This window comes from Pseudomonas sp. NPDC098747 (assembly GCF_044760045.1).
In the GTDB taxonomy this organism is placed as follows: domain Bacteria; phylum Pseudomonadota; class Gammaproteobacteria; order Pseudomonadales; family Pseudomonadaceae; genus Aquipseudomonas.
Map to the genome: position 1 here is coordinate 21,379 of NZ_JBIWAL010000040.1, position 13,768 is coordinate 35,146.

The following is a 13,768-nucleotide window of genomic DNA, read 5'->3' on the forward strand; positions in this document are numbered from 1 at the left end:
GAATGCCGCCCTATGGCGGCAGAAGGTGGGGAATTGAATTAGTCACTGCTGCAGCTGGAACCGTTGTTGCTTGAGATGGAGCCGTAATCACTCGAACTGGACGAGCTGCCGCCTGAGTAGCTACTGCTGGAGCTGCTCGGTTCGCAATGGCTGTGGGAGCGGGGCGGTTCGTAGTTGTCGATCTGGTTGATCGGATTCAGAGGGCTGACGGGGCTCAAGGGATTCAGGAGTTCCGGCGCTGGCTCGCTCCTGGTACTTGCTGGCGCCATGGAGACCGTTGGCTCAATGCGCCTGTCGGTGGGCGCGGATTGTTTCTGGACCCACTTGATCAGCTCGGCTTCATCGTCAGGGCGAACCTTGAGCTGGATCCAGCTGAGTCCTCGAATAATTCCGAGGATCTCGGTCGGACACATCCCGCCGCGCTCGGCAAGACGCTGCAGGGATTGACTGTGATTGCGTACTGCCTGTCGCTCGTAGGGCATGAGCAGGTGCATAGGAATGGATTTGATGTTGACGCCCTTCATGACGGGCATGTTTTCGAGAGGCATAGGGATTCCTTACCGCTATAGCGGATGACTTTGAAAAGAAGGGATGTTGTTGTATTGTCTGCGCCGTTCGTCCGGCACTGATCTTCTATCGACGTGAGCTGTGGGTCAGGGTCGGGCGGGCACCATTCTCAGCAACACTGATCGCACGGCATGCAGTCGTAGGTTCCGCGGATCATTCGGCTTCCGTGGCATTTAGTGCAAAAACCAGCTTCACGAATTACCTTCCGCCGCATCTCAGTTTCCTCCAGCTCAAGCTTGAGCCGAGCGGCGACAACCTGATCCCTGAATTGTTCGAGCTGGGCGCAGGTCTGTCGTAGTACGGCCAATTCGCTCAATGGGCTCTCGCCCTGGTGCTGCTCGGTTGACAGATCGCCCGAACAGCCATCAATTCCGGTTGACGAAATTGCAGAATCGCCATGTCGGGGATTTTCAGGGTGTCGATAGAGCGGCCCTTGTTCATCGATCCAGCGTTGGACCTCGCCGCCTGACCACATCTTGCGCAGCATGGTTGGAAAGTTAAGCTTCGCGGGGTCATTCTGGAGCTCGACGACTGGGGCGGCATCTATGGCTTGGTAGATTTCGTCTGAGATGGACAGGCCAATAGATCGTGCGGCTTTCGCCATCCGCTCTACCAGTTCCCGCGAAATTTCGATTTTATCGGTCATAGCCGAAACCTCTCCTCGGTGTGCGAGGCAGGAGCCGTCGCCTGCTCTGATTGATGGTCATGCTCACTGCAATTCAAAACAGCAGCATCTGGCAGGCAGCTGATGTCATTCGAGGAAGAAACCCAGCAGGTCACCCCGTGTGCTTCGTCGTGCGCGATGGTTATGACTTTGCTGCAGCCGGTGAGGGTGAGCAGCAACACGAAAAGGATCTTTTTCATAGCAACATCCATACGAGCCCGATAACTCCCAAAATCACCAGTACGGCGCCCATCCATAGGAGGGGTTTAGCCGCGTCTTCCAATTGTTTATCAGGTGGTTCGTGCTTCATGGCATGCGCTCCCATGTGTCGCAGGTGGTTAATTTAATTCGCGTGACTTCGATGCAGTGCCGATCAACGCCTTCTAGATCACAGATATCGTCATGCTCATCGATGACCAGGTACCGCTTTCTGGTTTCCCTGTGCCGGTACCGCCGATTGCGAAAGCTGGTTTTAGGCGTGGGCATGGCGATACCTCCATTGGCTGGTGGTGTAGGGGTTTCCCTGGTGGCGAGTGAGGATTGGCTGTGAAGATAGTTGGAGAGGCGTAACGCAGCGCTACGCGTTTTCGGTGAGGAAAAGGCTCTGGCCGCCGGTAGCCAGGCCTGCATGCAGCTCCACTTTAGATCCCGCCAGCATCCCGGCAATCTGCGCATCTAAATCTAGCTCGAACTCGGCGGCTTTACGGGATTTACCTATTTGCTTGCCCGATAAAAATTGTTCAATCAGCGCTTTGTCCTGAGCGACCACGGCAACCAGACTGCTGCCGTTACCAGCTTGCTCTATGAGAGCGTCCGATTCCCCTTTGGGAATCAGAGCTTCCAGCTTGTCGCGCACCTGGAGCACCCAGGCGATGGCGAAATGATCCGCTGCTGTTCCGGCGCAGTAGTTGCTTCTATGGACTCCAGATCGGACGCCCGCCGCGTACTCCCTGCGGGCAAGCGTAACCTTGGTCAGTAGAGATTCATAAGCGTACAAAGCGATGTGCTGAGCAGGTGTAACGCCAACGAACGTAGCTCGTTCAACTCGTCGACCGGTGGCTTTGCACCAATGCGTATAGCGGAGCGATTGGCAGCCAAATACCTCAGCCACTATCGTGCTCAGATAGCGATCCCACGCAGGGCGCCGAGGTCGCGACACAGAGGATTCTACCTCGCCGACATCGCTTAGCCGAACATCAGTCTCGGTCAGTCGATACTCACGCATCAGTGACTGCGCATGCCTTATGGCTGTTGCCGCTTCGTTCTCGTTTGAGCTTTGCGAAAGAGCCATGCAGCGTTTTATTTTGCGGATGATGCGCTCTAGCTTTTTTGGATCAGACACCATGAGTCGTCCTCGCCGGCTGGCGTGATGCGTTGAGGTGAGCTATTGCTTGGTGATCCGGTATATCCCCGGATTTAGGGAGGAAAGATGAAAGATCTTAACGAAAGACCCCGTTCAATCGATTGGCACGGTCCCTATCGAGAAACGGCCCGTATCGAGTTCGTTTGGGGTGCTGAAGACAATCCAATCCCGCTGGGCTTCAATATCAAAGTAACTGCACCGGGAGCCCAAGAACGGACACTTCGCGAAACGGCTGTCTATCTGAGTTTTGATGCAGCTAAAATACGAAGCATTGAAGTCGCCGAAGACGCGATGCGACGAATGTCCGGAACGATCTGAGGCATCCATGGGCATGACTACTTCCATGCTGGAAGTATTGCAGGCACTGGCAAGCCACCCTGTGGTCAAGGTGTCTTCCGGTATCAGCGAAAAAGGACGCCCCGAGAGGGGCGCCAAGGGGAAGGCATCGCTTAGGTCAGGCAGCGCAGGCGCCAACCATCCGAACGCCCGGCAGAGTGAAGTCGGATCCCTTTCCAGCAGTGAGCGCATCAAGTCCATCCCAGCTGACAGCGAGCACCGAGAGCGGAACTTCGCCACTAACAACGGCCTCGAACAGAGCTTCAAAGTCGAAGACTTCAGCCTGCAATGTTACTGACTGACCGGATGCTGCTGTCGGTTTGGATGCCTCCTGATAAGTCTGCGCGGGCTTTGCCGAAGCCTTGGTGGTGACCGATGCATATTCAACAACCGGATCAGCGACTTGCTTGGCTTTTTCTTCGTCCTCGATCCGCTGCAATTCTTCCGCCCGGATTTGTTGACGCTGAGCCTCTGCCTTTTTATCTTCGGCCTCCTTGTGATTTGCGATCCGCATTTTGATCGTGGCCACCAGGTCGTCGTTGGCCTTCATCACGAGTTGCTGGATGTCACCGAAGAGAAACTCGTGATCTACGGTCAGCTCAGCCAGGCTGACCAGGTTAAAGCGAATGCAGTCTGCGACCTGACTGGTATCGATCTTCGCTCGGGCAAGTTCGGTATCCACGGCATCCTGAAGGCTAGCGATGGTGCGCTTGTTCTTCATAGCACCCGCGAAATCCACCGGTACCGCCGGAAGAATCACTTTGCCCAGTGTCTTGTTGATCGCCGCGACGTGCCCAGCTAAAGCCTTCTCGGCCTTTTGCTTAATGTTGGTCTTGACCAAAAGCTCTTTAGCCTTGACCAACCCGTTGACCTTCAAGCGGGTGTCACGAGCATGCGCGCTGATGCGATCCAGTGCGCGGAACAGTTCTTCAATGGACTCGGTTTGTGACAGCGCCTGCTTCTTGGCTGTTGCGACAGCCTCTTCAACATCGCCGCACCACTTCACAGCTTTTTTGGCGTCCGCGAAGTCTTGATCGGTTTCCAGCTCGGTCTTGACCGAGTCAATAACCGCCAGCGCGGACTCTTCAAACACTTTCAGGTTGCTGGCGGTAACCATGCCGGTGAGTTCAATACGTAGGGCAGGCAGCTCGTCTGGCGCCTTTCCGACAACGATTGATTGCGCGCCCTGCAATTCGAAATTGGCAAGGTCAGCTTCGAACTGTTTCCAGCCTGCGACCAGCTGCTCGGCGCGACCTGGTACGGCTCGATACTCCATCGAAACGAAGTTTTCTTCAGTGCCATCCGAGCAGACAAAAATCACACGCTCGGCGCCACTGACAAGCAACTGCTGTTCAAGCTGCCAGTAATATTGCGGTGTCAGCTCACCATCCTGCACCTGGGCTACCAGTGATTCATTCCACAGCTTGTGCTCGAAGAGGGTCTCGCCTAGCGCGGTCATGCCGTCCATGGACGCCAGAAGATTTCCTTCGGTGCCAACGACGGGAAACAAATCATCGTCAATCTTCTGTTCAACAATGATCCGCGCAAGATCTTCAGCCGCATGTCCCTTGTCGAAGATGTACTGCTGCGATGCGGTGACCTCAGGACTGATCCCCGTCTTCTTCAAGGTCAGCAGCTCGGTGCGGGACTGATACTTTGAAGCGCCCATCATGGCTGGCGCTTCCGAAGCGTTGAAGTGCTGAGCGCGCAGCGCATGCCAGGCGTCTGATCCTTGGGCTAATTTGTGAATCTTCATTCTGTTTCTCCAGGGATGGCCGCAAGCTTTTGGATCGCCTCGATCTGGCTTGGGCTGAGCGTGTATTTGAGGTCTAGAAAATCGATGAGCGACTGAGCGTCCGTCTTGCCCTCGTCAATGCCTGCCTGCCAGACAGGAAGCATCTTTTCGAATTTCTCATCCGAATACGGCGGTTTAGGTTCGGGCTCAGGATCAGAATTAGGCTGGGGCTGCTTGGGGGTTACATCGCGAGCCCCTTCGTCGAATGTCTTGCCCTCCATTTCGTCAGCGGTTGGCGCTGATCCAACTTCGGGAAAGGCCTTGCGCAGAGCCTGCGCCTCGGCGCATTTGGCAAGCTGGGCAAAAGCCCGGCGCTTCCACATGGCATTCGGCGCGACGGTGTCTTTGCTGGAAGTTGCGTAGTTCTCTATCCAGCGTTCGCTTGCGGTGAACTCGGCGACAAGCCCGTTCAACATCTGCCGCTTCACCGTGACCCGGCACCACTCCGGATAGGTGACATCGACACCTGCGAGCTTCGCTGTAATTGGTGGCCCGAACTCAGGTTCGCTGATGCCGGCGTATTGCCCCGTGCGCGCAGCCTGAATTCGGTAAAGGCCGATCCCCGGCATTACCACGTCGACCATGCCGCGACCCTTCTGGTAGACCGGGACGATGTGGACCGGCTTCAGCATTGGGTCCAGGTGTGCCGCCTGGCAGTAGGCCAAGACCATTACGACCGAGTTGTGCGCGGCGCCCGGGTACAGGCTGCCACTCAAAACTTCGACAAGTGCTGACTCGGACATGGCTGGCGCTTGGTCGGCTTGTTTCATTACTGCGGACATGGGGAATCCTTGCCGCGATGCACGCAGCGTTTGAAGGTTTGGGTTATTGGGTAATCAGGCCGCCGATTGCGTGGCCGAAAAAGAAGACGCTGAGGAAGAGGGCCACACCTGCACTGCGCCAGATGGCATGACGGCGACTACGCTGAATGCTGGTCATGGCGCACCTTCAGTCGTTTGCGCCCACCCTGGCAGGTAACGGCCAGTCGGACGGGAATGTTCATCACGAGCGTTTCGCGTGGCAGTCCCAGTGATTCGTTCAGCGGCTCGCGAGATGGTGACAGATGGTCAGAGATCAATTCGTCAACCATTTCCTCGATTAAGCTCTTTACTGGCGAGGTGGTCATGGCGCTTTCCTGCACAATGCATGGATGTCGGCCAAACGGCGGGCCGTATCCTGCCGGTGGAGTTCGGCACGCCGAGCTGATGCCGCGCCATACGCACGCTCAGTCAGCTCAAGCGATTCGCCCTGGTTGATAAAACCATGGGCTAGATTTGCTTGGATCATGCCTTCGCAAAGGTTGGAGTCCGGAAAAGACGATTTGCCGATCCATTCTATTTGTTGCTCAACCATCTCAATTGATCGGTCACGGTTTCGGCACATTCGACTTCTCCTTTCGGCTCCAGAATTCGGCTATCTGGTCGACAGCGGCCCGGATACGTTTTGCGTTTTCTTTCTGCTTCGCTTGTTGGCGAGCGTTTCTTTCGGCGAGCCGAGCAGTGTGTGCATCCGCAAACTCGGCGTTATCGAAGTTATGAGGATTCAGGCCGCAACGCGAACAACGTGCGACAGGGTTCCTGAGGCGCTCATCCAGTTCTTCTTGCTGCCGGTTATCAGCGTAGCTGGTGGCCATGACCAACTCCTTGCGAGTTATTCGAGCGCATAGGTCGCCACCCTGACCGGAAGAGACTTCCGCAAGGTCAACTAATCAAGGTGGCGGCGTATGAAAACGGGGAGGGAATATCAGCAAGTTTTTAAAGCAGGATCTAAAATGTATGCAGGCGCTTGCTACGTCCAGGGATCATCCATTTATGGCGCTACAGGGTGACACCGATGCATATTGGTCTCATGTTCGGAATGGTTGCTGGCATCGTAATCTTGATGTCCATATACGCCATTCACTTGTATTCGATTTATCCCGGTTGATGTTGAGGGAAGGGCATCGGTGAGTTCTGAAGCGATGGCCCACGAACCATCCAACGAAACAACCGTTGTGCTTCAGAGCTCACCGATGCGCTCACATAGAGAGGATCGGGCAGTTAGCGACAGGCTGTCGTCGGCGCTGGTTGATTCTTCACTGCGGCTTTGTCAGGCCTGCTTTGATGCATTGGGTAATCTCTTCACGATGCACCGCAACATCCTTTGGAGCGTCGATACCAATCCTTACTTGCTTCCCGCTGACACCCAATACGGTGACGTTGATGTCGTCACCAATGTTCAGGACTTCACCGACTTTTCGAGTCAAAATAAGCATGTTCCATTTTCCTTGCTTTGGTTGGTTTCCCAATGCCGCCTCAGTGGAAGCGACATCAGTGAAGCGCCGCCAAGACGAATAATTTAATGAGTCTTCAGTTCTTTGCGCGCCGCAGTGCAAACGGGGCAGCTAGGGTCATCGCATCCACCTACACGAACCACCTTTGCGATTCCCATGGACATCAGCATCTCGATCATGTCCCTGATAGATATGCGGCCTTCTTCGGCTTTTGAGGTGTCTTTAGACGCCGCCCTATCCGACGTCGGTGTAGCGTCCTCGGCACCTGGCCCAGCTCTGCCAGCAGCTTCAATACGCGAGATTTCGAACCACTGAGTCTCTCCGAGCTTGCCGTCATGCGATTTCGACTCCAACCGAAATTGACCGCGAATTTGATTGGGTTCGCTGACCTCTTGAAGAAGCGCAGTAATAACGCCTTCAAAGCCGGTAACCTTGTCGCGAGCGTGTACACCTGGTCGTAGTAGATTCATTGTGTTTTCTCATTGCGTGGTTGATTTCCCGCTGCACCCGTCACTAGGTGCAGAAGTGATACTGCCCGTTAAGCTGAAGCTTCTATGCGTCGAGCGATCCGCACTTGAGCGGTTCTCGAAGAGGGAGGTCGACGGCCTGTTTCGCCGCTTCCACCTGCGACCATTGCGTTTAGCGTCATGAGCGCAGCCAGTACGAAGCACATCGGCGAAATGATCTGTCGGCGCATGGCCTCGGCGATCATCGCTGTCTGGCGATTCACGCCGAGTTTGTACATGGCATTTGAAAGGCGCTTTACGACGGTGCCGGGTGTAACGCCATGCTCCCGTGCAACTTCTTTTGCTGTCAGGCCCTGAACAACAGAGAGCAAAAATTGAAGCTCTCTCGGTGCAAGACCGCGGCCAAGGTGACCTTTCCAGGCACCTTTTGTGATGGTCTTTTCCATGGGGGGATTTCCGGTAGGTTTCCCAATGCACCCGTCACCAAGTGCATTAGTGAAACTCTCAAGAATACTCAGTTGATGCGCTCAAAACTGGCGACATTGGCGAAGCTCCCTTGATCGGAGAGGTCCGCCAATCGATGCATATACGCCGCTGTTTTTTCCTGGCCTTTCGCGGCTGAAAGAGCTAGGGAGGTTGCGAGCAGGAGCGTCTCTAGTGAACGCGCCAGCTCTTCCTCAGACAGACAGTCGCAGTTGTTTACGTAGTCCTGGATGGCGGCATGTGCCTCATCTACAAGTCCGTCGTGGTCGATCATTTTTTCGTACCCATTGCGGTTAATTTCCCAGATGACCCTCGTGAGAAGGTCATCCAGTGAAATCGATGTCTCTCCCCCTTTGCCGCTGGGATTCGCGGGGCGCATTGCATGCCGGGTCATTCACTCGGTTAAGGCGTTTCACCATCGATCAGCCGTACAGGGTGTTCCTGTCGTTGGCAGGCTTTCGGGCCTGTCTGCTCGCCGGTCGCCGGTAGAGGCAATGCGGTCTGTTGTGTGTTGCGTTGATTGTTAAAGAGCGGTTCGGGTTGCCGCTTCGCGGCGGTGTGTTGCTGCGATACGTATGAGGCTAACCCTAAGCCGTTTATCCAAATAAGGTTAATTTGCGGCCTGAAGTGAAAATTATCCGTATACGGATAACGTGTCAAGCCATATAGGAATAAATATTTGAAAGTGTATTCATTGGTGGCTTTTTGATGCCAAAAAAAAGCCCTCGCGATGGAGGGCTTTAAGATGAGCGGTAGCTTTAGTGTCGGCGCATCCAGGATCCGGTTACGGTTCCGAGGATTTTGCTGCCCGACGGCATTGCTATGAGGCGATCCGGAAAGTCTTTGTTAAGCGCCATGAGGAACGTTCCATCCTGGGTAACTTGAAGACGCCTAAAGGTAGTCTTTGCGTCTGGCCCCGGCGTTCTAACGATGACATCGCTGTTATGAAGCGGGGTCACGTCGGCATCTATAAGCAGCACTTCGTCTTCACGATACTCGGGAGACATACTCAGCCCCTTATTTTGAAGACAAAACGCTCTCGCGCTGTGAGCGTATGGGCATTGAAGCCATTCTTGGACTTCGCACATAGCGAGATTATCTACGTTCTCAGTCAGCATTCCCGCGACCACCCAAGAAATTAAGGGGACGGGAGCAAATAGGCCGCCCCCGGACCGGATATTAGAATCCTCTCCGGTCAGCCTATCGATAAGCCCCTTATCCAAGAGGTCTTGTGCGGAAAGCTTAAATGCACCGGCGAGACTGGACACAATGGATATTCCCGCATCCGATTCCTGCCTCAGGATGCGACCAATGGTGGGTTGTCCCACACCAGCTCGCGAGGCGAGCTTTTGCTGGGTCTCCAGCTCGGAGCTTCCCGCCATTAGGTATTTAAGATTATTGGCCAGCGTTTGGCGTACTGATCCCATAGAAATATTCCTAATCCATATTCGGATAATCATAACCGCTGGGTCAAGTCGTTTGTGGCTTGACTGCATTATCCGTATATGGATAAGCTAGTCTCATGCGAATAATTCGAGACAAGCGCTATGACCAACTCCGATTTTCAAGATGATTTGCTTGGCCTTGTGCGAGATGAGCTCACAAAAAGGCGTGGCGATAGACGTGAAATTTGCACGTCCACCGGGGTGGGTTACTCCACTTTGTGCAAGATCGCGACGGGGCTTACCGACAATCCGCGGATCAATACGCTCCGGACCTTGGCGAGCTATTTCAGGGAACACCCTCGGAATCCTGCCACCCCCGAGGCCCTCAGCCATGCGGGCTGACCACAAGACGAATTCTGCCCGTTGCATCGCCTTTCCGGCAGTGCGGCGGAATAGCTGTTTTTATAACCAGTGGAGAGAAAGACCATGAGTGAAGCATTCGTAGCAGTAGATGGTGCGCCGGTCACTGGCATAAGTGCCGCGGATTTAATCCGCGCCACCACGCTGTGGATTACTGCGGAGAATCCAATATTCCGAGCACTTCAAGAGGCTTATCCGGATGCATTCGAAGCAGCTGAATTTCCGCAAGCAGTGCGCGTAACGCTTCCTTTGAGAGCGTCACGGATGTCACCCGAGTTTCTCGCGGGCAGTCCGGTTTGGACTCCAAAAACCTGATGATGAACTCTCCGTTTTCATGGAGCGTAAATTCACATGGCGTCGTGATTGGCGTGGGGTGAACAGAGAGGAACATCCCGTTTCGATCAAGTATCAAGTTTTTTTGAGTCATGTCCGGCCTCCTTGGGCCTTTGGTGTGGAAACTTAAATTTACCACGGATGCGCCGGACACCTATTTCAGCCTCTCTCGACAGAGTGTTTTCGCTCGCGTGGAGATAGGTAACTAATGGCTGGAGCTGAATTGTGAGCCGTTTTTACAGATCCAAGATGCCGTCCAAATCGAAATCCCCGTCGCCAAGGGCTGCTATGGATTGGTTGATTAACTTTTCAAATTCTGGCTTCAGGGGGAGACCCTCGCTTTGTTTTATCTCCTCGAACTGCTCAAGCAGTTCCTGCGAGAGGTTTGAATGTGTGCCTGCTATCGATGCGAGCAAAAAAATCACCAGGTCATTTGACGCCTTCAGCCGCCGATCAAGTTCTTCGACTTTCCATGCCAGTTCTGTTTTTTCCTGCTTCTTCATGCGCATTACCCTCATTTGTTGGAGGGCCACCTAATGGCCGCTCTTCCGTACATGCAACTATACGTGGCTGACTATCTGGCAGACACCATGCACCTCACGACAGAGGAGCATGGCGCATACCTGTTGCTGATTTTTAACTACTGGCAGACGGGAAAGCCGATTCCGAAAGTTCGTTTATCGAGAATTGCACGCGTACCCAGCGAGCGCTGGCCAGAGATTCAAGGCGCGCTGAGTGAGTTCTTCGAGGATGACGGTGAAAGCTGGATTCATCTGAGGATTGAGCGAGATATAGCAGCTGTGCTTACTGCGCCGCGTGGCAAGAATCTACCGGGCAGCGAAAGTCTCCTGGGCTTCAAGGGGTACGTGTACTTCGTTACTGAGCCGAGTTCTGACCTGGTGAAAATTGGATACTCAAAGAACCCATGGGCTAGGCTGAGCGAGCTACGCCGTAGTCATGGCGTAGAACTTTCCGTAGCAGCTACGATAAAAACCGTAGAAAAGTCCGAAGTATCAGTTCATGAGCTACTCGCTGAATTCCGCTCGGAAGGAGAGTGGTTTTGCAAGAGCAGCTGCATAACTGATCTGATAGCGGCCATCTCTGGCGGCTCTGTCACTACAGTAGAAGGTATATGCAACTACGTAGCCAGCTACGCCACACCTACTGTAGCTACGGAAAAGCCTACTACGTCTACTACAAATAAAGATTTAGATAAAGATAAGAAAAAAAGCTTTACCCCCAAACCCCCTGCGACGGCCACGCCCCAAGCGAAGACCGGTAACCCTAGACCGGTTACCCCGGTTACCCCGGTTCGCCCTGTGACACAGCAATCCCCACCGGAACTTGTCTGCGAGCAGGCGGATCGAGCAAACCGCTTGGCCGAAATCAATCAGGCTCAAATTCGGGAGGCGCTCGGCGTCCCCGTCGATCCTGAAGCTGCCAGAGCGCAATTGTTTTCCAGGCCACGAACTTCGGGGGTGCATGGCAATGCCTAACTTCGCGAAACAACTCCTTTCGATCCACGGCGTGCCGTGTGAGGACCAAGCATTCGAAGAGGCCTGCGCCATGGCGGAATCACGCTACGCAGGCAAGAAGTCTCATCGACTTGTCTGGGATGCGGCGCATCAGACCGGATGGCAAAACCTGCGGAATAGAAACCAATTTCCCAAAGGCCAAGTTGAGGATCTGTTCAAAAGGAAGTTTAGCGAAGTGTGCAAAAAGTTTGTTGACGGTGAAAAGCCTTACGCCCCGTTACCTGAGTCACATAGATCGACTGAAGTCGCCGAGTCAGCGTTAGAAGCTATTCGCAATAACTTAAAGAATCGAGGTGAAACAAATGGCAGTTAAATTTAGTTTGGAAAAATTGGTTGGGGATAAGATAATTATCCGTGCTCGAACTGGCTTGCAGGTTGCTTACAATAAACTTGTGCCGATTTGGAATGCGCGCGACCATGACGGCGACTGGGAAGAGAAGATCAACGACCTGGTGAATCATCTGCGCAATGGCGGGATAGTGCCGGCTGTAGAGGTCCACATCAACGAGTCAAGCGGCAATATTGAAATTGTGGAAGGTTACCGCCGCCACGAAGCATATGGTCGATTGATCGCTGAAGGTCTCCCGGTTGATTTGATTAACATTGTTCAATTCAAGGGAGGCCCTGAGGCTCGTATAGCGCGTATCATTACCAGCAATAATCAGGTTGAGTTGCGCCCGCTGGAGAAGGCAGAAGTTTATAAGCAACTTGAATCCTTAAATGTAGGTGTGGATCGAATCGCAGAGATTGTTAACAAGAGCCGAACTCACGTAGCCGATTACTTGCTGCTTGCTTATGCAAGTGAAAGTGTTCGCTCTCTGGTGCGCTCGAATGCGGTTGGTGCTGATACAGCTATTAAGACCATTCGTGAGCATGGCGAGCGCGCCGCCACTGTACTTGAAGAATCTCTTCAAAAGCGTGGTGGCAAGAAAGTAACGATGGGCAGCATCAAGGGTAAATCGCTCCCATCGAAGATCACCAGCGCCGTCATTACCGAACTGGATAACTTCGAGTCGTCACTCCCTCAGGCCGTCCACACGCACTTGTACAAGATCGCCAAGGCCAGAGCCGAAAAAGGGATCGCGGACGAAGATGAAACCGAGATGGTTGAAGTACCTGCAAAGGCTCTTCGCAAGATCCTTGATGTCCACGGTGACATGGAGGCCGCTCGCTTCAAGCAGGCTGAAAAGCAGCGCTTGCGTGAAGCTCAAGCCGCACAAGGTGAATTGGGGGGGGGTGGTAGTCATGGCTGAAATCGCCTTAGTCCGCACGGCGCACGGATTGGTACCAGCCACCGAAGCTGATCGCGAAGTCATCCAGAAGTGGAAGCTCGGGACGGTCATCCATGGCAAGTTCACGAAGATGCGCAACCCGAAATTTCACGGCAAGTTCTTTTCGATGCTTGACCTTGCTTATGACTACTGGGAGCCCGCTGGAGGCTTGATACCACGTCAGGAGATGCGCGGCATCAACGGTCTGGCGAAGTTCTTTGAAGCTCAAAATAACCGACCTGGACAGTTATCGGTCGCGGTCGCTGCATACGTCGATGGGCTCAGGCAGGCCCGCACTGAGCGGTATTCGGTTGTCGACAAGAGCCGCGAATCCTTCCGTGATTGGGTAACGATCGAGGCCGGTCATTTTCATCTGGTGTACACGCCTGACGGTGTTCGCCGGGAGCGTAAGTCGATCAGTTGGGCCTGCATGGACGATGTCGAATTTGAGGCCCTGTACCGCGACGTGTTCAACGTGTGCTGGCGTCTGGTGTTGTCTGCCCACTTCGACAGCGAAGTAGGTGCAATGGACGCTGCCGCGATGATCGGAGGTTATGCGTAATGGCGAAGCAAACGAAATTGACCAAAGCTGCCCGTGGTCGCGAATGCCAGATTCGCATTCCAGGCGTATGCAATGGCAATCCCGAAACCACCGTGCTTGCTCATTACCGCATGGCCGGTACGTGCGGCATGGGTATGAAGCCAAACGACCTGCAGGGCGCCTGGGCGTGCTCTGCTTGCCATGACTACGTTGATAGCCGAAGAAGCGCCGACGACCGCGCAGAGGCTCGCCAGTACCACGCCGAGGGCGTTATGCGCACTCAAGCAATCTTGATCAGCGAAGGGATTGTAGCCGCATGATCGGAAAGCCAATTGA

At 54.0% G+C, this 13,768-nt stretch carries 22 protein-coding genes; 6 read left to right on the forward strand and 16 right to left on the reverse strand.

All coding sequences use genetic code 11. From position 1 onward, the window contains the following. Nucleotides 1–38 precede the first annotated feature (38 nt). From ACIQVE_RS21240 to ACIQVE_RS21255, 4 genes are all read right to left on the reverse strand, one after another. Nucleotides 39–548: a hypothetical protein gene (locus ACIQVE_RS21240; protein ID WP_402811735.1), complete on the reverse strand. Its 510-nt coding sequence runs from the start codon at nucleotides 546–548 to the stop codon at nucleotides 39–41. Nucleotides 549–676: 128 nt separating this feature from the next. Continuing rightward, nucleotides 677–1,213 carry a hypothetical protein gene (locus ACIQVE_RS21245; RefSeq protein WP_402811737.1) on the reverse strand — a complete coding sequence of 179 codons (537 nt, stop codon included), beginning with the start codon at nucleotides 1,211–1,213 and terminating at the stop codon, nucleotides 677–679. After that, nucleotides 1,210–1,431 (reverse strand): hypothetical protein, encoded by a 222-nt coding sequence (locus ACIQVE_RS21250; RefSeq protein ID WP_402811739.1) that lies wholly within the window; start codon nucleotides 1,429–1,431, stop codon nucleotides 1,210–1,212. Before ACIQVE_RS21250 ends, ACIQVE_RS21245 begins: the two co-directional genes overlap by 4 nt. Before the next feature lie 377 nt (nucleotides 1,432–1,808). Beyond that, on the reverse strand, nucleotides 1,809–2,576 hold the full coding sequence (locus ACIQVE_RS21255; RefSeq protein ID WP_402811742.1) for a DUF2786 domain-containing protein: 768 nt from the start codon (nucleotides 2,574–2,576) through the stop codon (nucleotides 1,809–1,811). 84 nt (nucleotides 2,577–2,660) lie between these two features. Between ACIQVE_RS21255 and ACIQVE_RS21260 the strand changes: the two genes are divergently transcribed. Further along, on the forward strand, nucleotides 2,661–2,912 hold the full coding sequence (locus tag ACIQVE_RS21260) for a hypothetical protein (protein ID WP_402811745.1): 252 nt from the start codon (nucleotides 2,661–2,663) through the stop codon (nucleotides 2,910–2,912). 136 nt (nucleotides 2,913–3,048) lie between these two features. On the opposite strand, the gene ACIQVE_RS21265 is transcribed toward ACIQVE_RS21260, so the two are convergent. From ACIQVE_RS21265 to ACIQVE_RS21320, 12 genes are all read right to left on the reverse strand, one after another. Beyond that, nucleotides 3,049–4,686 (reverse strand): YqaJ viral recombinase family protein, encoded by a 1,638-nt coding sequence (locus ACIQVE_RS21265; RefSeq protein WP_402811748.1) that lies wholly within the window; start codon nucleotides 4,684–4,686, stop codon nucleotides 3,049–3,051. Next, nucleotides 4,683–5,495, reverse strand: a complete 813-nt coding sequence (gene bet, locus ACIQVE_RS21270; protein ID WP_402811851.1) for a phage recombination protein Bet — start codon at nucleotides 5,493–5,495, stop codon at nucleotides 4,683–4,685. Before bet ends, ACIQVE_RS21265 begins: the two co-directional genes overlap by 4 nt. A gap of 149 nt (nucleotides 5,496–5,644) precedes the next feature. Beyond that, the gene (locus tag ACIQVE_RS21275; RefSeq protein ID WP_402811751.1) at nucleotides 5,645–5,851 is read right to left on the reverse strand and encodes a hypothetical protein; all 207 of its coding nucleotides are present in this window, start codon (nucleotides 5,849–5,851) and stop codon (nucleotides 5,645–5,647) included. After that, nucleotides 5,848–6,108: a hypothetical protein gene (locus ACIQVE_RS21280; RefSeq protein WP_402811754.1), complete on the reverse strand. Its 261-nt coding sequence runs from the start codon at nucleotides 6,106–6,108 to the stop codon at nucleotides 5,848–5,850. Before ACIQVE_RS21280 ends, ACIQVE_RS21275 begins: the two co-directional genes overlap by 4 nt. Further along, entirely contained in the window at nucleotides 6,092–6,358 is a 267-nt protein-coding gene (locus tag ACIQVE_RS21285; protein ID WP_402811756.1) for a hypothetical protein, read from the reverse strand. Before ACIQVE_RS21285 ends, ACIQVE_RS21280 begins: the two co-directional genes overlap by 17 nt. 441 nt (nucleotides 6,359–6,799) lie before the next feature. Further along, on the reverse strand, nucleotides 6,800–6,979 hold the full coding sequence (gene csrA / locus ACIQVE_RS21290; protein WP_402811759.1) for a carbon storage regulator CsrA: 180 nt from the start codon (nucleotides 6,977–6,979) through the stop codon (nucleotides 6,800–6,802). An 83-nt stretch (nucleotides 6,980–7,062) separates the two neighbouring features. Continuing rightward, a complete protein-coding gene (locus ACIQVE_RS21295) occupies nucleotides 7,063–7,467 on the reverse strand; it encodes a hypothetical protein (protein ID WP_402806110.1) in 405 nt (134 codons plus the stop codon). 68 nt (nucleotides 7,468–7,535) lie between these two features. Then, nucleotides 7,536–7,910, reverse strand: coding sequence for a response regulator transcription factor (locus ACIQVE_RS21300; RefSeq protein WP_402811762.1), 375 nt, complete (start codon nucleotides 7,908–7,910; stop codon nucleotides 7,536–7,538). Between the two features lie 68 nt (nucleotides 7,911–7,978). Beyond that, complete coding sequence (locus ACIQVE_RS21305) at nucleotides 7,979–8,221, reverse strand: hypothetical protein (protein ID WP_402806106.1); 243 nt, start codon at nucleotides 8,219–8,221, stop codon at nucleotides 7,979–7,981. 484 nt (nucleotides 8,222–8,705) lie between these two features. After that, on the reverse strand, nucleotides 8,706–9,374 hold the full coding sequence (locus ACIQVE_RS21310) for a LexA family protein (protein WP_402811764.1): 669 nt from the start codon (nucleotides 9,372–9,374) through the stop codon (nucleotides 8,706–8,708). Between the two features lie 529 nt (nucleotides 9,375–9,903). Further along, nucleotides 9,904–10,179: a hypothetical protein gene (locus ACIQVE_RS21315; protein WP_402811766.1), complete on the reverse strand. Its 276-nt coding sequence runs from the start codon at nucleotides 10,177–10,179 to the stop codon at nucleotides 9,904–9,906. Nucleotides 10,180–10,321: 142 nt separating this feature from the next. Next, nucleotides 10,322–10,588, reverse strand: a complete 267-nt coding sequence (locus tag ACIQVE_RS21320) for a hypothetical protein (protein WP_402811768.1) — start codon at nucleotides 10,586–10,588, stop codon at nucleotides 10,322–10,324. A gap of 33 nt (nucleotides 10,589–10,621) precedes the next feature. Here ACIQVE_RS21320 and ACIQVE_RS21325 point away from each other — a divergent pair, with 33 nt between their 5' ends. The 5 genes from ACIQVE_RS21325 to ACIQVE_RS21345 are packed head-to-tail and all read left to right on the forward strand — an operon-like array spanning nucleotide 10,622 to nucleotide 13,752. After that, entirely contained in the window at nucleotides 10,622–11,581 is a 960-nt protein-coding gene (locus ACIQVE_RS21325; protein WP_402811770.1) for a DUF1376 domain-containing protein, read from the forward strand. After that, nucleotides 11,574–11,933 (forward strand): hypothetical protein, encoded by a 360-nt coding sequence (locus ACIQVE_RS21330; RefSeq protein WP_402811772.1) that lies wholly within the window; start codon nucleotides 11,574–11,576, stop codon nucleotides 11,931–11,933. The genes ACIQVE_RS21325 and ACIQVE_RS21330 overlap by 8 nt, the downstream gene beginning before the upstream one ends. After that, nucleotides 11,923–12,873, forward strand: coding sequence for a ParB/RepB/Spo0J family partition protein (locus tag ACIQVE_RS21335; protein WP_402811775.1), 951 nt, complete (start codon nucleotides 11,923–11,925; stop codon nucleotides 12,871–12,873). The genes ACIQVE_RS21330 and ACIQVE_RS21335 overlap by 11 nt, the downstream gene beginning before the upstream one ends. Continuing rightward, a complete protein-coding gene (locus tag ACIQVE_RS21340) occupies nucleotides 12,866–13,453 on the forward strand; it encodes a DUF1367 family protein (RefSeq protein WP_402811778.1) in 588 nt (195 codons plus the stop codon). The genes ACIQVE_RS21335 and ACIQVE_RS21340 overlap by 8 nt, the downstream gene beginning before the upstream one ends. Beyond that, nucleotides 13,453–13,752 (forward strand): DUF1364 domain-containing protein, encoded by a 300-nt coding sequence (locus tag ACIQVE_RS21345; RefSeq protein WP_402811780.1) that lies wholly within the window; start codon nucleotides 13,453–13,455, stop codon nucleotides 13,750–13,752. Before ACIQVE_RS21340 ends, ACIQVE_RS21345 begins: the two co-directional genes overlap by 1 nt. Nucleotides 13,753–13,768 lie beyond the last annotated feature (16 nt).